Genomic DNA, 21,448 nt, shown 5'->3' on the forward strand with positions numbered 1-21,448 from the left:
GAACCTATACTTTCTTAAGCAGACGAGCGCCAGTGATTTGACCGGCATAGTCTTTATTCATCAGAGCGGACAAAATCGGGAATACAATGAAACCCGTAGCGATCACCAAAGCGCTGCGAGCAGCAACTTTAAGGCAGAACATACCAGATACAAGATCAGCTGGCGTACCTACACGTTGATCGAAAGCCCATTCGCCCGGAGTTGCACCCATAAAGATGCGATTCAAAGAAAGATAAACGAAAGACACACAAGCAAAGATGGATACGATCGCCAGGTAAACGAAGTAGTTCTCATCCGGTTGAGTCAAGTTTGCCACAAGATCAATTCTTGCGATAGACACCAACAGAATCAGGCACAGAAGGCTGGCTGCCATAACAAGCATTCCATCCAATAGACCTGCAGAGAAACTGAAAACCGTCGATTTGTATTCTTCTTTAGTTTGCGCAGTGATCTTGGTTTTTGATTTCTCATCAAATTCCAAACGGCGATTTTTTTGAAGAGTTTTAAGAATCTCATCAACCGCTGCTGTCGAGCTTGCAGGATTTGCTTCGCCGCCCACTTCTGTCAGGTAACCTGGAGCAGAAGGAACAGGTGAAGTCGCCGGGCTGGACTTTTTGCGAGGAAGTGGTGGACGAAGTGGATCAACCGAATTTTCTTCGATCAATTCCAAACCCTGGTTTTTCAAAAGAGCAGGTGACGGAGAAGCCGAAAAAGAATCAGCTTCCGTTTCAAATTTAGCGGTCGCAGCTTTCTTTTTGTGGAAACCTAGACCATCCGTCAGGGGCTTAAATTCAAACTCTTCGAAAGGATCCATTCCTTCTCCTTAAACCATCAGATCAAAGTCATACTTTAGGACTGATACCAGAGCCATGCAAGCCGTTTCGACTCGCAAAACCTGGGGTCCCAAGGTGACTGGATGAAGGCCTAGGTCCTGGAATTTTTGAACTTCGGAGTGGGAAAAGCCGCCTTCGCTGCCCACGATAATCCAAATGTTCGTGATGCCGGCAGGGTGAGACGCTTTTACTTTGCTGACGTATTCTTTAATGCTTAGCGTTGATGGGCCTTCATATGCAAATAGACCCACGGAAGAGTCATTTTGGTTAATGAGGCCCGCAAGCTTATCAAAGTTCACGGCGGCTGGAACTTTCATCAGATCGCCACGACCGGATTGTTGGGTTGCTGACTTCACGATTTTATCCCAGCGCTCTGTTTTATTATCAGAGATTTTTTCGCCGGAGCGGACAAAGCTGAATTCAGAGAAAAAAGGCTGGATGCTTTTTACACCCATTTCCACAGCTTTTTCCATCACCGCATCCATCACAGGGAAGCGAGAAATCGAAAGAGCCAAATGGACATGGGGAGTTTTCAAAGGCGGGATGTCCCGTTCTTCGATCACTTGAGCGGTCGCGGATTTTTTGGAAACTTGAGTGACCTCGACAAAGTATGCTTTGCTGTCTTCAGTTAGAACTTCGAATTTGGAACCCACGGCCTGACGGCAAACATCGAAGATGTGATGAAACACATCTCCAGAGAAATTAACTTGATCACCGAACAGATCTTTTTTTTCGATCCAATAGCGTCTCATCGAAGGCAACCTTATGCGTTTTCTGTAGAATTAGCCCAGTAACCAACCCATTCGTCTTTTTCAAGACGACGAACAACCTCAAGGTTTGTTCCTTCAAAGAATTTTTCAAAGAAGTGGTTGTCACGCTCTTCCAAAATACCCGTCAGCAAAATGTGACCGCCAGGTTTTAGAACGCGCAAAAGATCTTTTTTGATATTGATCAAGACGCCGTCGATGATGTTTGCGACAACAACATCGTAAGGTCCGCGGATTTCATCCAATTGTGTTTCCGGGATATCGATTTGTGGCAGCTTATTCAATTTCACATTGTCACGAGCTACGCGACGAGCTTCGGGATCGATTTCGATACCTGTTACCAAGCCCATGCCGCTCATTTGTGCAAGCATCGCCAGGATCGCAGTACCCGTGCCGACATCAAGCAATGCCCAGTCAGCCAGATTCGCTTTGTGTTTTTCTGCCAATTTGTTGATGAAGAAAGCCATCATCTGGGTTGTCGCGTGAGTACCAGTACCGAACGCCATTCCTGGATCGATATAGATCGCATGTTTACATTCAGGTGGGGGAGTCAACCAAGACGGCACAACCCAGAAATCACCGATCAAGCGGAAAGGTACGAATCCTTTTTTCCACTCTTCTAACCAGTCTTTGTTTTCTTCTTCAAAGATTTGCCATTTGATCATGGCGCTGAATTCAGTCAGGCCTTTGAAGAAATCTTGATCAGGATTCTGTGGGAAGAATACGTCCAACTCGTGAGTCGGAACGTTTACCAGGGTCGGATCGTAAGTAAGATCGGGTTGGGTGAAGACCAAAGCTTCGGTGACGCCCGAGGCGCCACAACTGAAACTGTGTGTAGTAATAACGTCTTCAAGATCTGCAGGAACCTGGCTTAGGCGAACACGGAAATATTTATTGTCACTCATGCCCTGAGTTGTTACCAGAATCCGCCACTTTTTCAAGCTTTTCCCCTGTATTAACCGGAGCTTGAGCAAGGGCCTTTTCTGGTGCAGTCAATGCCATAGGAGCCTGTAATTCCTTCGCAGCTGGAGCTGCTGGGGCAGTCGCTAGGCCGACAGGCGCGGCAGCAGGAGCGGTTACCGCTACGGCCACCGTCGTCATTGTAGCTGATTGAACGGGAGGGACTTCAGCTACTTTTTTTCTTTTAGGTTTCGAATTGTCAATAAAGGAACCACGGGTTTCAATACGATCCCCGGTCATAATTCCCACTTGCTCAAGCATCGGAAGGTCATCTCTGGAAAGCAAAGTGAATTCACGAGCCACAGCAACTTTGTCGTAAATAGCGATGATTTTTAGCTGGCCCACAGGCACCAGGATTTCGCCAACAGCATTTGCCCCTGAGGCATCGCGCACATTGATTTTGCGAACAGCGGTGACGACCATGTTTTTCTTAAGGCCCGAGCTTGCATCGGCGGCTATGTAAAAATCTTTGTAAGGCTCTTCATCATTGGCCAAGGTGATATTGCGACGAACATCAACGATTGTCAGTGAAGCACTGGCTGCGCGAGCAGGTGCTGTGTGAAGCAGGCTAGAGAGTAGTAAAGCTAGCAACATAATTGAACCCTTCCATGGTTTCTTCATGGCTTATCGGGCGTCTTATTTTGAAACTTAAATGAGCTTGCGAGAGCTGGACTAACTGCCAGCAAAGCGAAGCTATTGAGAAACGATGGCACCTTGAATGGACGAGTATACTTTGTATTTACCCGTATCAGTTGTCTGCTCGATTTCAGAAAGATAGTTACCCACGGAGCTTTGCACTTTATAACCGGAAGCCGTTGAACCGTCCTGAGTAGAACCAGAGACCAGACCCGTAGCTTTAGATGGGGCCTTTGCCGAAATGACAGCATTCAAGTCTTCAAGAGAAGCTTCCAATGAACAACCAGAAGCCATCACCATCACGGCAAGCAACACCAGCTTTTTCATTTCAAACCTCCTTAAAAAACGAACTGTCTTAAATACTTATCGGAGTTTTCCAGCGGATCATTAAGCAATCTCATTCTGAGACAAATCAAGTCTAACTAATGATGTTTCCTAGAGTTATTTCGCGGCTGCTTTTTCCAAAGCATTCAAGCGCTGTTCGAGCGCGCGCAGTCGAGACTCTTGGGATTGCTCGTTGTTTTTCAATCGAGAATTCTCTTCTTTCAAAGATGCGATTTCGCGATTCTGTTTTTCTAATTCAGAGTGAATTCCTTGTGAATCCGCAGCCCATTTTGCATGAAGCTCTTTTACGGCCTCAATGAGGGGGCCTATTAACATCGAGTATGCCACCGATTTAATTCCAGTGTTGTGATCTTCGCTGACGGCCTCTGGGAAAATCTTTTCGACTTCTTGGGCGATGACTCCCAACTCCCGACGGTCGCTCAAGTTAATTTCCGGATGAACACTGTGATTCCATTGATAGCTGACGCCACGCAAGTTTTCGATTTTCTCTAGGGCATCGGGTATAGTGTAGACCTCTTTTTTTAGGCGGCTATCAGATAAGTTGTTATAGGCTGAAGTGCCGGCCACTGAGCCATTGACGTGTAAAGTGTAAGAGGGAAGAACCACGCCAATACCGATTCGTCCATTGTCGTTCATGTACATCACATCACGATAAAGAGAACCTTGAGTAGCATCATGAACGCGGAACCAATAGCCACCTCCATAGGTTTTCCCGGCGGTGTTGTCGGCAACTATCGTATCATTCAATTCTTGACCTAATCGCAGATGTGAAAAATTCGATCCGCTATTTACTATAATGTTGCCGCGAACTTCCAGTACTTCATTCGGAGTGGTAGTGCCGATACCCACGAAGCCTTCAGAAGTGATGCGCATTCTTTCTGCTTCAGTTTGACTTAACTTTGGAACTGTTACGAAGGTTAAGTGTCCTCCACCAGCGGTGTTTGTGAAGTTTTCGGCAGCATAAGCGCGAATACCAGCTGAATTGGCGTTGGTGTAGGCCCCTGTTTGGTCGGTGCCATTGAAATTAATTTGGCCGAGTGGATTGTTGATCAGTGTTTGCGATGAAGCCACGCCCATCGCTCCGTTTGAAGTACTCATGGTAATTCCGGCGCCCAGTCCAGTGGTGCCATCCGTACGATGCAATTTGATGCTAGAGTTCGCCCAAACATTTCCTGAGATAGTTAACGGATACGTTGGACTGGAAGTTCCGATCCCAACGTAACCGTTAAAGTAATTCTTGGCGGCCGCATCCATTTGGTAAATACCATATCTGTTCGTGACTGTCGCGCCGGTGCCACGACTGCCTAAGTAGATATCGTACATGTCGGTGATCGTACCTGTCGCTGTGTACGGATTAACTAACAGCCCAATTGCGGTATTGGTTACGGGAGTGTTTGCTGGTATGGCGTTTTCGTGTCCGTATGTAATGGTGATGCCTCTCATAGAGTTCACCGTTCCGTTGTCGGTACTGCCTGTATAACGATTGCGGGCGGCATTGACCCACAAAGCATCAGAGCTTGAATTGACTGTTACACCCGCTGGCACATTGAATGAAAGGCCTGCGGATACTGCTTGAGAAGCCAGCGTAGAGTTTGCTGCAGGTGTAACCCGCATCCAGCTGCCGAAAGAACCAAAAGTGCCTGAAGTGGCAGTGTTGTTATAAAGTGAATTGCTATAAGTATTGGTTTCAATTGAATTGAAATCAGTGGGGAAAGTTGATTTATCTCCGAACAATGCGCCACCGAAAACAGTGAGTGGAGATGTTGGCGAAGTTGTGCCTATGCCAACTTTACCGGGTTCAGTTATATGAAAATTTGGTGTGTACCCTTTGTGACCCAGGCTTAAACGGCGTTGAGTAGAATCAGATGAGTTATAATTGTATTCGATGATACCAGCTTGATAATTTGAATAAGCTTTTCCAACGATGATGTTTGTTTTGCTATAGGTATCTCCGATATTTGGAGAGGTCGCCGCAAAAGTGGTCAGTCCTGAAATTGAGGCGTTGGTATTTTCTAACAAGACCAGTGGTGCTGCACCATTTGGGAGCAAATTGCTTACGTGCAGAATTGAAGTGGGAGAACTCGTACCCAAGCCCACGTTACTAGATGAAGTATAAAGCGGCGAATTTGCCAGTGTTGAGGCCGCATTATAATAAGGAAGGTAGCCGGCTGTTCCAGGTCCCGAAATAGTTCCGCTGGGTAAATCCGTCGAAGCGAGAGCGCGGAAAGTAGGCGCTGCTGTACCGGAAGTCGGACCGGCAAAGATCAATCCTGCGGCTTGATTTGAAAAGTTTGCTCCGCTGACTAAGATATCCGCGCAGACAAAGGTATCGGTCAAGGTTTGCCATACCAGCGTTTGTGAGTTCGTACAGTTATTTGGAATTTGCGTTAAACCCGCGACCGATTTCAAATCCGTAAAGTTAAAATAGGATGCTGACCAGTTTGTAGTATTCCAACGAAGCACCTGAGCATTTCCAGACCCTGATGAAATGGAAATTGCGGGAGTTGTTCCACCCGTTGCCACCGACAGGGGAGCCGTCGCCGTCACATTTGTCACAGTACCCGCATTGGGTGTGATCCATTTAAGGCCCGCTGTTTGTGAGCTATCCGAAGAAAGAACTTGTCCATCAGTTCCCGCTGGCAACCGAACATTGTTCGAGCTATCACGAGTTAGCAAATCACCTTTTGAGCTGAGAGGGCTTAAAGCGTTGAATCCCGCAGTTGCTGAAGACTGCCCGGTGCCACCTTTGGCGATGGGTACCACTGCTGAAAGTCCTGCAGGATTTAGATTTGTCAGTGCAGAACCATCAACTGCTGGCAGTTTTGAAGTCCCATCTAACTGCACAATTTGACCGGGGCCTGTTCCAACATCTGCACTTATTGTGACGGTGCCAGAGCTGCCACCACCCGTAAGACCCGTTCCTGCGGAGACGCCTGATAAAGTACCACCGCCTCCACCAGAGGCGCCCAATAGATCCCATGTCGTACCGTTATCGCGATAGATTTCTTTGGTATCAGTCGAGATATATAAATTGCCAGCAGTACCCGCTGATTTGGAAGCATTCAATCCGGATTTTATTCCGGGAGTGCCACCTTGATTGCGAACTGCATCCGTAATCCCGTAACCACTTAATGTGTTTGGTACACCAGTCGTGATTTTTGAATAATCCAACGAGGGAATATCTGCGGGAGAAAGAGTGGCGACACCGCTTGTAACTCGGCCCTGAATATCAGTCGTTACTTTATAGTAAGTTCCGGCAGTTCCCACATTGTCCAAGGTAAGCACCGGAGTCGTAGTTCCATTTGAAACAGTGATTTGACCTGCAGTTCCGGTGACAGATGTAACTGTGCCACTTCCGCCAGCAGAGATTGTTGCGGGAGCCCATTTACTGCCGTCGAACTTTAGCACTTGTCCAGTTGTCGGTGCCGTCGTGTCGATCGCGACGCCTTTAATTTTGTCTACCGACGTTGCTGTAGAGGATCCATTCACATCACCAACTAATGTCAGAGAGGAAATGCTGGTGCATGCGAGCACCGAACCATTCCAAGAAAGAAAGCTATTGGCACCACAAGTAGGAATGCTGGCTTTCAAAATGAAATCACTGACAGATTTACCATTCAAAGATTGGGCTGTATCGGCACCGGAAGCATATGCCGCATAAGGAACGGAACGGATTTCCGTATCAGGGGTGATTAACTGCCAACCGGTACCATCATGAAACTGCACTCGAAGCAGCCGCGAATGATTTATTGAGGGTGTATATGAACTCGCTACGTTATTGCTCGCATCTCCACAATCCAAATCTTGGGAGTTATCAAAAATGCTTAAAAGAGTTTTCGTCGGGGAGGCTGGGAATAGTTTGCTGCCAGTTCCAATCGGAACATCAAAGATACCATTGGAGTTTGTCATATTCACGCCGGATTTTTGTTCGCGATAGATAACGCAATTTCCGGAGGGATTGGTGATTTCAAAAAGAAAGCTGACGTTGGCCGCTTCAAATGCGGTGCCATCAGGTCGAACGATTCGTCCTTGATACGAAAGCGAATTCGGCACAGCCATGGCCAAGTCCGCAAGCAATAGTAATGACAGAAGATACGTTCCATGTTTCATCATCTTTTAATCTCATCGGCAGAATTAATGGCACATCGTATGATCCGGATCATGTTTGCAGATCCAGTTTTTTATGTCTTGGTGCTCTTTTTGTAGCTTCTTGTTTTCTTCTTTTAAGATCTGATTTTCACTCTCGATAGAGGCGATTTTTCTGTCTTGTTCAGAGATCTTTTCATGAATGATTTGTGAGTCATCAAACCATCTGTGATAAAGATCTTTAACTGCATTCACGACGGCCCAGTGAATCGGATCGACGTTCAATTCCAAATACCCATCAGAACGTTTTGTCACAGCATCGGGAATTACTTTTTGAACTTCTTGTGCGATGAAACCAGTTTTCTGATAATCAGAAGGTAGTTTCAAAGGATTGTCTTTTTTGTAAGAATAGCGAACCGTATGAAGTTGCAAAACTTCGTTCAGACCGTATTCGTAGTCTCCGTGGATATCTTTAAGTCGAGCATCGGAGGCATTTGTCCAAGCTGTCCCTGTCGACAGGCCTGCCGTGCCGATGACATGCAATTTATAGGATGGCGTGACCGTTCCGATCCCAACATTTCCATCGTTTTGAATCGTCATTTTCGTAGAAGTGGGGCTGCCGACAGAAAAATACAGAATACCTGCTGACCCTGTCCCGGCGTTGATACGAGCTTTCTCTGAGTTATCACTATTAAACCAGACTATATCTCCGGAATCATAGACGCTGGCTGTAGATGCTTTCATCGCGATGTTGGCTCCGGCATTTGCAATAATAGAACCATTAACGTCCAAAGTTGAAGTCGGGGTCGTTGTACCTATGCCCACATAGCCATTAGCAGCGATGCGCATTCTTTCCGCTATGGAGGCACCACTATTAGTTAAAAAACGCATGTTAGTGGGTGTATCACCCGAAGCCCAATTGTCTTCGGCCACAGCCTGAATGCTAGCGCCCGAACCCACAGTTGTGGAAGTAGACCAACCACGGAAGTTATAGCTGCCTAACAAATCATTTACCAGAAGAGGAGTGGGCGACGCTTCGGTGCCACGCCCGCGGGTTAATATAATTCCGGGCGTGTACGTGGCATGGTAAGTATGAATGTTCAGGTCGTCATAGGTATCAGCACTTTTGTTGTCAGCCACGATATTCAAAGCCGACACTGGAGTCGAAGTATTGATGCCGACAAAACCTGTACCCTTTACAGTTAATAGTGGATTCGCACGTCTGGCAGTGCCGACGTTATAAGCTCCCGACGAAGCTTGGAAAACTGTACCTGTAGTTGTATCAGTCGCAACGACCAACCCTTGCTCTCCCGCCGAGGCAAATGATCCCGCCCATCCAGTCGCATCAGGTTGGTACCAATTTAGAGAGTTGTAAGTCATTCCAACGGCAAGGTCGCCATAATTGGTCGGAGTTGTACTTAAGCGGCCGGTAACTGAAGTTTGTCCGATAGCGATTTGATTCGTCGAAGTCACACGCAGGGCGGGCGTCGTCGCACCATTTGCCGCGAGATCAATCGGTGATGTCGTATTTGTAGCTAACAGCAGTCCATTCGATGCAGTCGAATTTGCTGCGACGATAAATCTGTCTTGATAAGCAGCTACGGAATAATCACCAGGATAGGCAGCGAGCATACCGCTGACATCATTTCCCACTACCTGAAATCTTGCGCCGGCGCTGGTGTTGCCTGAAGCGATCAAGTTTTCAATGCGACCTTCAGTGATCGAGTTTTGATTTTTCTGAATATGGAAATTGTAAGTGGGAGTGATCCCAATACCAAATAGTCCTGCCGGTGTTATGGTTGCTGCAGAACTGCCACCAGCTTTCAGTGAAAAATTGTTCGCATCATTCGTACCTATAGTGGCCCCGGTGCCGAAGCTGTTACCGCCATTCAAGAAAACACCCGTTGCTCCCGTTGCCGGAAGATCTGATGAAGCCAATGAGCGGAATGTCGGTGCGGCACTTCCCGAAGTTGGACCAGCAAAAACCAAATTTGCAGATTGCGATCCAAAATTAGTTCCCGTCACGGCAATGGTTACGCAAGCGAAAGTGTCAGAACCTGACTGCCATACTAAGGTTTGCGTCGAAGTACAGTTGTTCGGAATCTGTTGCGTTCCTGCTGCTGATTTTAAATCAGCAAAATTAAAGTAAGAGGCAGCCCACGCACTCGTGTTCCAACGCAGAACTTGCGCGGAGCCGGTTCCTGCAGAAATGGAGATCGCAGGAGTCGTTGTTCCGGTTGAAACAGCGAGTGGTGAGCTTGCAGTGACACTTGTTACGGTGCCCGCATTTGGAGTGATCCATTTAAGTCCGCTGGCCTGGGCGCTGTCTGCAGAAAGAACTTGCCCATCAGTTCCCACCGCCAAGCGGATATTATTTGTACTGTCACGAGTATGAATGTCGCCTTTAGCAGTCAGCGGGCTTAGGGCATTGAAGCTTGCCAATGCCGTCGTTTGACCGGTGCCACCTTTAGTAAGGGGAACCACAGCTGAAAGCGCCGAAGGATTTAAGTTCGTTAAAGCCGATCCATCCACTGCCGGAAGTTTCGACGATGTATCTAATTGTACAATCTGACTGGCGCCCGTGCCCACATTCACATTCAAAGTCACAGCACCTGTGGTGCCGCCACCGGTAAGACCCGTTCCTGCCGTCACACCTGTAATCGTTCCGCCAGTTCCTGTTGCGGAACCAATTAAATCCCAGGTCGTGCCATTATCGCGATAGATCTCTTTGGTATCTGTGGAGATATAGATGTTACCCGCAGTTCCGGCAGCACCTTTAGTGGCGTTCGTTCCAGATTTAAAACCCAGTGTGCCACCATTGTTTTTCACAGCATCTGTAATTCCATAACCCAACAATGTTGTCGGAAGACTAGCCAGTTTGGAAAATGGAATTGTCCCAGAAATCTGGGAAGCCGTGATCGAAATGTCATAGCAATCAAATTTGTTAGCCGGGGAAACAAACACCAACGATTGTCCCGCGGTACAACTTGTCGGAAACATCGTCGCATTGATTTTATTTGCAAGCTGTGTGGAAAGACCCGAGATATCAGAAATCGCCAGTGTCGCTGGAACCCAGGAGCTTGTGCCATCATATCTTAAGACTTGGGCAAGCGTCGGTGCCGTTGCATCAACGGCAGTGCCTTGAATTTTAATGGCGTTTCCAAAACGAGTGTCGTTACCGGCAGCCACAGTTCCTGCCGTCGTTCCAACATTGATGCCAATTGTTGGAATTGCAGGCGAACCACCTTTGGTAAGAGGCGACGAAACATTCACGTCACTAACAGTTCCGGTACCACCAGAATCGTTCTGGCAGGCAAAGTTAGTTCCATCGAAAGTCAGATACTGACCGACGGCACAAGTGGCGATGGAGGATTTTAAAACAAAATCTCCGGCAACATTACTACCCAGGCGACCTGCAGAATAAGAGAAAGTAGAAAATGGGACCGAACGAATCGTGCTATATGGTGTAATTGCATTCCAGCCAACTCCATCATGAAATTGTACTTTCAAAAGTCGAACTTCAGTTTCAGACGGCGTATAGTTGCCTCCACCTTCACAAGGCAGCGAAACTGAATTTTTAAACGCATCGCGAATATCAGCAGTAGGACCCGTTGGGAAAAGGCGAGTACCAGAGCCAATTGGCACGTCAAACATGCCGCCCGAGCCTTGCATATCGACGTTGTCTTTTTGCTCACGGTACAACACACAGTTGCCAGCAGCATTGGTGAAGGCGAAAGCGAAGCTGACATTATTATACTCGAGTGCCGTACCGTCAGGTTTGACGATTCGCCCCTGATAGACAAAAGAGTCAGGGGATGCCTGGGCGACGGACGCACCAATGGCTGCGATGAGTATGAGAAACAAAGACGACCAAAATCTCATGTGAGCCTATTCGGATTACTTACGGAATCCCGATAGGCTTTGAGACACTAAAACGAGTGATTATATCAATATGTTAACAATTATGGACTAGGCTGAAACACTATCAAAAGATTTTAATCGCGTATTAACAACGAGTGCGAATGCAATTATAAGTGCACCTGCAATCTGCAACCCCGTGAGTGATTCTTTAAATACCAATACTCCAAGAAGAGCCGCCGTGATGGGTTCTATCATCATCAGCAATGCAACTTCAGAACTTTTTAACTTTTGTAAAGCAGCCAGCTCCATGGTCAAAGGTATGATCGTACTTATGATCGCTATACCAAAAATGCAAGACGCCTGGGTCGCTGAAAGGTGTGGGATGTTTTCAAAGTGCGGATGATGGAAAAGTGCCAAGGCCAAAGCACCAAAAGTAATAACATAAAGACTGGAAGTGATCGGTCGTACATTTTTTTGCACTCGACCTGAAACGATAACATAAATCGCGTAACTGATTCCCGAAAGCAAACCTGCCAGGACCGCCCAAGCGTTACGAACTTCGATATGCCCCCACAACAGCATCACCAGTCCTGTTGAAGCGCAGACCAGGCAAAAAGCTTCATTGCGCGAGATCTTGTCGTGAGTAAAAAAGTGCGAGAACACATTCACCCAGAATGGATATGTATAAAGCAGCAGCGCTGCGAGCGTAATGCTAAGTCCATCAATGGCCGTGAAATAAAGAGTCGAGAACAGGCCGTAACCAAAAATCCCCAACAAAGCGGCGATGACTACTTGTTTTTTAGAAAGGCGAATCCATTGAGGACGGAAGAGAAGCAGAAAGATCCAGATAAGCATCGCTGCCAAAGTGAATCTGTAAGTCAGGAATTCTCCAACCAAGAGGCCGGAGTTAAAAGCGATTTTACCAAAGATCCCTAAAAAACCAAAACCCACGCTGCCAATGGAAATCTCAATAGTTCCGCGGACTCGTGGGCTTAGTTTTTTCATAACTATTTTCTTTTCGGACCTTTAGGAGCGATTAACTTACCGCCCGCGTATTTTTTCTTACCAGCACTCATTTTTTTCTCTCTAGCTTTTTCTTTTTCAGCAGCTGATTTTTTAGAGTCAGCAGCAGCTTTTTGAGCAGGAGCGCGGCCTTTGTAAGAATTCTTTTTAACTTTTAAGTCTTCTGGATCATCCGCCAAGAATACACGGTTTGCAGCGACGTCATTGATAAACATCAACTCGCCGGCTTTCATCGCACCCATACGCAAGCGACCAATCGCCACACGTTGAAGTCTCATAACGTCGAAACCGATTTTAGCGAACATCTGACGGATCTGACGGTTTTTACCCTCTGTGATCACGATTTTGTACCATTCGTACTTTTCAGATTTGTTATCGCCCGATTTTTTGATCTTTTCGATGTGGCGAGCAGAAACTTTACCACCAACGATGGATACGCCATCTTTCAATTTTTGCAGGTGGCGAGGTTCTGGTTTGCCATCCAATTTAACCAAGTACGTTTTCGTAACTTCTTCTTTTGGATGGGCAACTTTGTTGGCGTAATCACCATCATTCGTCAAAAGGATCATACCTTCAGAGTCCCAGTCCAGACGACCCACAGGGAATACACGTGAAGGAACATCGCCAAGGTATTCAGCGATCGTTGGGCGACCTTCTGGATCGTCCATCGTCGTCAAAACGCCCGCTGGCTTATTGAAGATCAAATAAAGTTTTTGAGAAAGTGGTTTGCGAAGAACTTTGCCTTCAACCAGGATTTTATCGTGCTGAGGGTCTACTTTCACGCCAAGCTCGTATACGCGCTTGCCATTAACAGTGACCATGCCTTCTTCGATCATTTTGTCGGCGTGGCGGCGGGAAGCCAAACCACTGTCGGCAATTAGTTTATTAAGTCTAACTCTTTGAGAGGTGCTATCTTCAGACATTCTTCATCGGCCTCAGGTAATTGTTGAGTGATCAATATATCACTGCTGAGCGCGGATGAGGAGTTATTCTTGCGATTGGCCTCCATTAGGGCGTGACGGAGGTCTCGAGCCAACAAAGTGAGTAATTTATCCCCTAAAAACACGTTTTCCAGGGCTGTATCGGCTTTCCCGAGGACGATGGAAGACCATTTTGTGGCTTCTGCATCACCTTGTTGAACCAAATTACATGTTCTTTCCAGCTGGCTGATTAGATCCTGATAGTAGGGGTCTGTTCTGCGATCAATGAAGAATTGTTCCAAACGTTTGATAGGGAAAAGGATGCGGGTTTGATCCTGCAAAGCCTCGTTCTTAACATCTAAAAGCTTTTGGAAAACATATCCACGCATCAAAACGCCGGAAACTTTGTCTTTAATCACACGGAATTGGGCCGTGATGTAAGGAGCCACCTCGATTTTGTGATCGTGATGAGAGCTCAATTCCAATTCAGGGTTGTAGTAAAGAACCAGGTCTTTGCGTAAAGGTTCCAAGGCGCCATTGCGGATCGTGAATTTACGATCGAAAGTACGAACCTCTAAAGATTTGTCGGCGCGAAGGACGATAGCCACCACTCGTTTGTTTTGATCTGGGAGGATGCGGAACTTGTCGCCTTCCTCGCATTGCGACTTAACATATGAACTCACCGCGTCAATTAGGTCGGAGAAGTGTTCAATCTCAATGATCTGCATGTTTTGTGGGAAACGGATCGGGGAAAGGTCGAATTTTTGCTGATAAAAGCTGTTGAAGTTCTCGAGCAAAAACTGAACTTCGTGGCCTAATTGCTGCTTATTGGAGGCCCAGTGTGGATAATCCATGCAGTAATTGAAGAACATTTCGATCAACTCAGGCGTCAACGAGTCATCCGCATGAGGAAACCCTCTAAGGAAATTATAGAATGACAGGCGCGTGGGCGTATTTTGAGGATTTAGATCTGAAACGAACTTCAGCAACTGACCGACTTTTAACATGGCCCTAACGTATGAACATTTGAATTTTCTGTCCAGAAAAAATATGATGTTTCTAAGAGCGTCACATCAGTACCCAAGGGAGGGTCGGAGCATGCACAAAGAATTAAATCCTGAACTATTCGGTGAAAAGAAGATCAGCAAGAGCTCCGGCCTGGAAACTGCGTCCTCCATGGGTTCCACAAGTTCCAATTATCTGAATACCGACCGCCAGATTTTCGAGCTTAAGGCTCAAAACCAAGCCTTGGCCGATCAAATGAACAAGATTGTGGGAACGGTGAATGAGCTGATCAAAAGCTCCAATATCAAGTTCGATCGCAACCAGCAGCTTTTGACTCGTCTGGAGCAAAGCCACAATGGTTTAGCAACTGAGGCTGGTCAGAAAATCACTCAACTTTCTCAACGCGTGAACGAGCGCAAAAGCCTGGATTTGAAAGTTCAGGAAATGGTGGATCGCCACAACAACATCATCAAAAGTTTTGAAGTGCGTATGAACCACCTGCAAAAACTTTTGGCTGAAAAAGAAGCGCAAATGATTTCCTGCCAAACGGCTTTGAACGAAGCGAAGATGGAAATCTCGCGCTTGAAACGCCTGTAACATGGAACAAGGACTCAATCGCCACATTCCATGGTGGACTTGGGTTGTTGCAATTCTCATTCAAACTGTGGCTCGGTTCACCGGGCCATTTGTTTTTATTCAGCCTGGATTTTATCTCGTTTATCTTCCCTATCTTATTGGTTCGGTTCTGATTCTGTGGTGGGGACCACGAGTGATTCTTGCGGTGGCTATCGCGAGCCTTTTGGGTTCTCTTGCTGGTACACATCTTTCTCCCCTGGGAATTTTCTTTTTCGCCGCAAGTGAGGGCCTAAAAGTTTGCTTGGGTTGGCTGTTTTGGAAGTACTTAAAAATATATAAGATGAATTTGAAACATGCCGGAAAGCTTTTTTATTTTTGGATAATGGCTTTTGTAATTCCAAATTTTATTGGCAGTTACATTTTGATGGCTGTACTCACCTTGGATGGAATTTTCTTTCAAGAGGACTTTTTGCGAGATTACTTACAGATGGCTATGGCAGATACCTTTATGTCTTTGGTAGTCAGTTTGCCGATTTTCATTTTTCTAAGTCACAAGATGACCCAAAATGGTTGGACCCAGTGGCGCAAGTCACCTTTTGAATAAAAATTGTTACTTTAACCAGACCATATCCCGCTGTAAAAGTTCGAACAAACTTTGGAGTGCAACTCGAGCCTTGCCTCTTTTTTTCGTATCAAACCAAAACAAGTATAGTTGAAAAGTTCAAATATCCACTTTTCACATCTGTAGTCATGCGTTTCCTAAGCCGATTAATATTCTAGAAGGTTTCACGTCTTTTTGGAGTACAGAGTGTTTAGATCGTTTTTGGTCACTCTTATGTTAATTTCTATTTTCACCACTGGTTGCGGGCAGTTGGATGCACGTATCTTGGGTGGTTCCCTAGATCTTGGTCTTCCATCTGTTGCCGCATATCCGAAGATTCTTTTAGTAGATGCTGATGTCACAAGTGCTAGTGGAGTCGGCGTGTTTTCATTACCTCGATTTACCACGGCCCAAGTGGTTCCAATCTCGGTTCACTTCAGTGGTCCTGTGGATGTCACCGGAACTCCTACTTTGGAATTAGAAACAGGAACGGTAAAGCGCAAAGCCAATTATGCTTCTGGATCAGGTACCAGCACTTTAGTGTTTGAGTATGCGGTTGTCGCCGGGGACTCAACGGCCACTTTGGACTATACAGGAGTGGGAGCGCTTGATTTAAATGGTGGTACAATCGAGCCAGCAAATGGCGCAACAGGTACAGCTGCTGAGGTGGCAAATCTTTTGATATTGCCTGCTCCAGGCGCCGATAATTCTTTGGCGGATACGACACCGATATTGGTCAAAACTATTCCTGAAGTGAAGGAGCTAAAGACTCCCGATACGGATGTCTATTTGGATGGTACCGGTTTAGAGGTGGTTGTAAAATACGACCAGCCTGTAACAGTCACAGGTTCGCCAACAATTACAGTTAGAGTTGGATCCAATAACCGCGTGGCAAACTACATCGCCCAGGTATCGGCTTCAGAACTTTTATTCCGTTATGAAATTATTTTGGGAGACGACGACACGGATGGTGTCGAGATGCCGGCTGCCATTACTATGACGGGCGCAACAATCGTGAATCCCGCGAATGAAGCGGCCGTCACCAGTCTGCCGACAAAAAATACGACGGGTGTCTTAACTTACACCTCCGCTTTAACCGCAGAATTTTTAAGTAGCTCGCAAGTCGTAACGGAATCTGCAGGCGATATTTATATTCCTGTTCAGTTGAGTGCTCCGGCGCCGATTCCATTTAAAGTTTCCATTCAAGCATCAGGAGAGGCGACGAGTACTGATTTCGAGTTGGTAACACCTGAATTGCAGTTCGCCATTGGCGAACAATCAAAAACCATTCACGTGAAGATCTTGAATGACACGATTGCAGAGCCGGAAAAACGCTTGCGTCTGGTATTGACGAAGAACTCGTTAGGTTCCGGTGGCGTGCGCTCGTTCTATGAAATTCATATCAAGGACGACGATGGGGCGGCAGTTCCTAAAGTCGTGGACTTCCAAGCCGGTTACAATGTTTGGTGTGCTTTGTTTGATGATAAGAATTTAAAATGCTGGGGTAAAAATGATCGTGGTCAGTTAGGTGATGGCACGACGAATGACACCTTTGCTCCACCCGCTACTCCGACATTCACGAATGTGGAAAGTTTTAGTTTGGCTGGAGGTTACGCCGTTTGCGCGATCAATACCGCGAAAGAAATGTGGTGTTGGGGTTATGATAATGATGGATTTATCAATGGCTCCAGCGGAGCTTATATTCTGACCCCGAAAAAAGTAGTTGCTTCCGGTGCTGTAAAAGTCAAAGTCACTGCGACTGCAATCTTTTATATCAGCGATATTGGGGAGCTTTGGGCCTGGGGGCGAGATTTTTCAGGATCCTTTGCGACAGGTGTTACAAATGTAACTAAAACCTATGCCGAACGTGTGAAAATCGCGACGGACATTTCAGACATCTTTATCAGAACCACGGGAAGTTTGATTATCTGTGCGACAAAGACAAACAAGGATTTTTATTGTTGGGGTCAGTTGAATGCCGTAGGAAAACCAATGGGCAACGTGACTCAGCAACTAACATTCCCGGCAACACCTGTGGAAACCGGTGTTATCGGAGCGTCAGTGAGTTATTTTTCGGGGCGCGCATGCGTATTGAAGGATAATGCAGGTACTACTGAAACATACTGCTGGGGTGACAATTACTATGGTCAGTTGGATCAAGCGAATATGTCGACCTTATTGAGTTCTTCAACTCTGGTTTCTAGCCTTTATAAAGATATCTCGGTTCATGATGACTACACTTGTGGATTAAAAACATCCGATAGCAGTGTTTGGTGCTGGGGTAATAAAAATAGTTTGCCTGCGACAGAAGGTGCGGGCCATGGGCGTGGCATAGCGATGTATATCCCGGGTGGTGTCGCAAAACTTTTGCCGATGGATTATCAATCAAGTGCAGCTTGTGCATTGATGACTGCAGGAGATGTGCAGTGCTGGGGTGTAGCGACGGAATCTCAGTCGCAAGTTACGCCTCTATTTGTTCAAGACGGGGTAGCACAAGTTTCCTTGGCTTTGAATTCACTGGATCAACATGCTTGTTTGGTGACGAAGGCGGGGGCCACGCAGTGTTGGGGTAAAAATATTAAAGGACAGATTGGGGATCGCACGAACATCAGTCGTGTTGTTCCGACCGAAGCTCTTTCCCGAAACCAGGCGACAGTCGTTGCTGATCGTCACGCCACATGTTCTCTTTCAACTTACGGAGAGGTGCGCTGTTGGGGGTCGGATTTGTATGGCGCCATTGGTATGAGTAGCGGCGCAAATTTTAACTCTCCTAAAGTACTTTTTGCCAAGGATGTTACGAAAATAAGCTTGGATGAAAGTAATGGCTGTGCGGTTAAAGCCAATGGATCGTTATGGTGTTGGGGGCTGAATAGTTATAAACAGATATATCCAGGTGGAAGCAGTCAGGCCGTGCCCGTGCAAGTTAAATCCAGTGGAGTTCGTGATGTTGTCACGCAGTCAGGTACGACTTGTTATATTTCCACATCGGATGAACTTTTCTGTTGGGGTTTGAATCAAATGGGAAGTCTTGGATTGGGTGATACGACAAATCGTCTGACTATTCCGACGACCCCGATTATGACAAACATTAGCGCCGTTGATATCGGTCAAGATGGTGGTTCTGCATCTCGTGTCTGCGCGATTAACAAAGACAAAGACATGTTCTGCTGGGGTAATACAGGTGCCAATATGGGCACCAGCTCGTTAACTCCGCCAGTGACACCGACGATGACTGATATTGAAAAAGTCAGTATCGGAAGCGTTCATATGTGTGTGATCCAAGGAGCCGCAAGACAACTATTCTGTTGGGGATCCAACGTGAACGGGCGCCTGGGCGATGGAACTCTGACAGATCGTTCTTTTGCAAATAAGATCAGTCCCATTGCCTCAGATGTGCAAGACGTCTCTGCTGGCGCTTTAAATACTTGTGCTATCGCAAACGACAAACTGTATTGCTGGGGAAATCGCACAGATCGCATGTTGGGGGTTGCGAATTCGGTCATTTTGCCACGGACAGTTTACGGTCTCGCGAATTAATCTGATGATTACCGACAAGGTCCATTGTTAAGTCCATCTTTGGTGCTTAACATTTCCAAACGATGAAAACATTGGTTTGGACATTTCTCCTCAGCTCAACTGTGGTGATCTTTGCATTCTTATCTGTTGTCTATGCTTCGGATGAAGCGATCACTTTGCAACTGCGATATCACCCACGTCCTCCCTTTTTGAAATTGGAGGGCGGCAATTTAACCGGTTTTTGTGGTGCTCCTGCGGTGCGTGCGCTCGAGCGTGCTGGCATTTCCTATTCATTGGTGGAAACCCCTCCGTTTCGTCAATTGGCGCTCATTCAGTCATCAGAAGGGTACGACTGTGCTGTTGGCTGGTTAAAAATTCCGGAACGGGAAAAAATTTATAAGTATTCAGATCCTGTTTGTGATGACGGAACTTGGTTTGTGGTCGGTCACAAAGGCAGTTTTGATAAATCGATAGATAAGATTGATGACCTTTTAAAGAACCGTCGTCTGAAGCTAATCAACCGTCGACATTATTCTTTCGGTCCGCAGGTCGACACTTTGGCAAAACGTTATAATACAAATATCACTTATATCGAAAATGCTGAAATCACTCCGCAGATGTTTGAGATGATTCGTGCCGGAAGAGTGGATTACACCTTTATTTCAGGTTTAGAGCTTGATTATATATTGAAGAGATTTAAATGGGCCGCGAGTGATTTTATCGTCTTTCAGCCTGTTGACGTTGCTCATTCGAGTCCTCGTCACTTCATTTGTAGTAAAAAAGTTCCCGATGAAGTGATTCGAAGAATTAACGAGGCCATTCAAAAAACGACGGCCCACGCGGCAAAAACGGAATCCAAATAGGTTCCTGACATATTCATGACGAATGAAATCTTGTCTTTAAGTCAGACCCCTGTTGAAATTTAAGTACAAAAAGATCTGTCATATGTCATGGAGGCTATATGGGGTTTCTTCGTCGCGACTTTTTAAAGTTGGGGCTGACGCAAGCTATTGTTTCTGCAGTGGGTGTACCCGCGTTTGCAGCTACGGAACAGGATGGACGTAGTGCTGATGGTTTGCCGTTTCAAACGGCGCAAAGACTTTCGCCGTCGATTTTGCAGGGCGCGACGGATGCGACTCGCACGCAATTTTCGATTCTTCATCTGAGCAAACAGAAGTTTAATACAATCGTTCGTAATTCTGCTGGACAAATCTGGCAACCCGAGAAAATTGAAATCCTTCAGCAACCATTCAGTGAATTTCAGATCACTAAAGTTTATTTCGCCGGATTGAATCTGGGCGAGGTGTTTTTCCTGGATCTTTTGGGGGCGAAAGACGAAGTTATCGAGCGCCGTGAGTTCGGTATGCTGGATTTAAGTAAGTCGACTTTGCGTTATGCGCTTTGCTCTTGCATGGATGAAGGTCGCCACGAACCTAAAATCTGGCAAAATCTTGTTGGCCAAAATCCCGACGTGATTTTCTTTATCGGGGATTCCACATATTGCGATAAAGGCGAGTGTGAATTTCCAGACGGGGACACGCGCCGTTTGTGGACTCGTTATGTGCAAGCCCGCAGAACTTTGGAAATCTACTATTCGAAACGTTTGGTTCCGATTTTTGCCACATGGGACGACCATGATTTCGGATCTGACGACGTGAACACGACAAACTGGCATCATGTGGCGGAATCTCAAGCGAACTTCCGCGCCTTCTTTGCTCAGGCGGATAATTATACCGAAGGTTATTTCCATGGACCTGGTATCAGTTCCGTTTTGCGAGCAGGGCAGCATCAATTCTTGCTGATGGACGATCGTAGTTGGCGTTTGGAAAAAACATCCAGCGCACGTTACGCTCACTGGGGTCAGGAACAGGAAGAATGGGCCCTAGAGATGATCGCGGGCTTTGAGGGCACAACATGGATCATGAATGGCAGCCAGATTTTCCCAGAGATGGTTTATAAAGAATCAATGTCCAAGCATAAGGGACAATTCAATGGCTTCATGGGTGCTTTAAAGCGAATTCCCCGCAAAGTGATCTTTGCCTCCGGGGACGTGCATTTCAGCGAGATCTCTAAAATTGAATCGGCGATGCTGGGCTACCAGACTTATGAAGTTACTTCGAGTGCGGTTCACAGCAAATGCTTCCCAGGTTTAGACAAAATTTCCAAGCATCCGCGCCGAATGATGTCGACGACGATGCCAAATTATATCTTGGTGGATTCCATTCATCAGGCAGGTAAATTCACGGCAAATGTGTACAGCTGCTCTGCTCGTAACGTGGTGAACTTCTCCTGCCAACTTAGCGTATAGGACTGTTTTAG

The 21,448-nt window shown here is 46.4% G+C and carries 15 protein-coding genes; 5 read left to right on the top strand and 10 right to left on the bottom strand.

The genetic code is table 11. The features are described 5' to 3' along the window. Positions 1 to 4 precede the first annotated feature (4 nt). From HW988_RS02975 to HW988_RS03020, 10 genes are all read right to left on the bottom strand, one after another. The gene (locus HW988_RS02975; RefSeq protein ID WP_181606159.1) at positions 5 to 814 is read right to left on the bottom strand and encodes a metalloendopeptidase; all 810 of its coding nucleotides are present in this window, start codon (positions 812 to 814) and stop codon (positions 5 to 7) included. Positions 815 to 823: 9 nt separating this feature from the next. After that, a complete protein-coding gene (locus HW988_RS02980) occupies positions 824 to 1,585 on the bottom strand; it encodes a 16S rRNA (uracil(1498)-N(3))-methyltransferase (protein ID WP_181606160.1) in 762 nt (253 codons plus the stop codon). Between the two features lie 11 nt (positions 1,586 to 1,596). After that, positions 1,597 to 2,541 carry a 50S ribosomal protein L11 methyltransferase gene (locus HW988_RS02985; protein ID WP_255490183.1) on the bottom strand — a complete coding sequence of 315 codons (945 nt, stop codon included), beginning with the start codon at positions 2,539 to 2,541 and terminating at the stop codon, positions 1,597 to 1,599. Next, on the bottom strand, positions 2,498 to 3,181 hold the full coding sequence (locus HW988_RS02990; protein WP_246845828.1) for a hypothetical protein: 684 nt from the start codon (positions 3,179 to 3,181) through the stop codon (positions 2,498 to 2,500). The genes HW988_RS02985 and HW988_RS02990 overlap by 44 nt, the downstream gene beginning before the upstream one ends. A 72-nt stretch (positions 3,182 to 3,253) precedes the next feature. After that, positions 3,254 to 3,523, bottom strand: coding sequence for a hypothetical protein (locus tag HW988_RS02995; RefSeq protein WP_168196536.1), 270 nt, complete (start codon positions 3,521 to 3,523; stop codon positions 3,254 to 3,256). Between the two features lie 114 nt (positions 3,524 to 3,637). Further along, entirely contained in the window at positions 3,638 to 7,654 is a 4,017-nt protein-coding gene (locus HW988_RS03000; RefSeq protein ID WP_142698949.1) for a tail fiber domain-containing protein, read from the bottom strand. A gap of 21 nt (positions 7,655 to 7,675) precedes the next feature. Further along, positions 7,676 to 11,509 carry a tail fiber domain-containing protein gene (locus HW988_RS03005; RefSeq protein WP_181606161.1) on the bottom strand — a complete coding sequence of 1,278 codons (3,834 nt, stop codon included), beginning with the start codon at positions 11,507 to 11,509 and terminating at the stop codon, positions 7,676 to 7,678. 87 nt (positions 11,510 to 11,596) lie between these two features. Continuing rightward, positions 11,597 to 12,493, bottom strand: a complete 897-nt coding sequence (locus HW988_RS03010) for a DMT family transporter (RefSeq protein WP_181606162.1) — start codon at positions 12,491 to 12,493, stop codon at positions 11,597 to 11,599. Between the two features lie 2 nt (positions 12,494 to 12,495). Then, positions 12,496 to 13,434 carry a pseudouridine synthase gene (locus HW988_RS03015; protein ID WP_142698952.1) on the bottom strand — a complete coding sequence of 313 codons (939 nt, stop codon included), beginning with the start codon at positions 13,432 to 13,434 and terminating at the stop codon, positions 12,496 to 12,498. Next, entirely contained in the window at positions 13,389 to 14,438 is a 1,050-nt protein-coding gene (locus HW988_RS03020; protein ID WP_142698953.1) for a hypothetical protein, read from the bottom strand. The genes HW988_RS03015 and HW988_RS03020 overlap by 46 nt, the downstream gene beginning before the upstream one ends. A 91-nt stretch (positions 14,439 to 14,529) precedes the next feature. Here HW988_RS03020 and HW988_RS03025 point away from each other — a divergent pair, with 91 nt between their 5' ends. The 5 genes from HW988_RS03025 to HW988_RS03045 all read left to right on the top strand — a co-directional run bounded on the left by HW988_RS03025 (position 14,530) and on the right by HW988_RS03045 (position 21,437). Next, on the top strand, positions 14,530 to 15,033 hold the full coding sequence (locus HW988_RS03025) for a hypothetical protein (protein ID WP_142698954.1): 504 nt from the start codon (positions 14,530 to 14,532) through the stop codon (positions 15,031 to 15,033). Between the two features lies 1 nt (position 15,034). Further along, on the top strand, positions 15,035 to 15,616 hold the full coding sequence (locus tag HW988_RS03030; RefSeq protein WP_181606163.1) for a hypothetical protein: 582 nt from the start codon (positions 15,035 to 15,037) through the stop codon (positions 15,614 to 15,616). A 204-nt stretch (positions 15,617 to 15,820) separates the two neighbouring features. Beyond that, on the top strand, positions 15,821 to 19,150 hold the full coding sequence (locus HW988_RS03035) for a Calx-beta domain-containing protein (RefSeq protein WP_255490185.1): 3,330 nt from the start codon (positions 15,821 to 15,823) through the stop codon (positions 19,148 to 19,150). 62 nt (positions 19,151 to 19,212) lie between these two features. Then, positions 19,213 to 19,992: an ABC transporter substrate-binding protein gene (locus HW988_RS03040; protein WP_181606164.1), complete on the top strand. Its 780-nt coding sequence runs from the start codon at positions 19,213 to 19,215 to the stop codon at positions 19,990 to 19,992. Between the two features lie 98 nt (positions 19,993 to 20,090). Beyond that, positions 20,091 to 21,437: an alkaline phosphatase D family protein gene (locus HW988_RS03045; protein ID WP_181606165.1), complete on the top strand. Its 1,347-nt coding sequence runs from the start codon at positions 20,091 to 20,093 to the stop codon at positions 21,435 to 21,437. Positions 21,438 to 21,448: the final 11 nt, after the last annotated feature.

The organism is Bdellovibrio sp. KM01 (assembly GCF_013752535.1).
GTDB lineage: Bacteria > Bdellovibrionota > Bdellovibrionia > Bdellovibrionales > Bdellovibrionaceae > Bdellovibrio.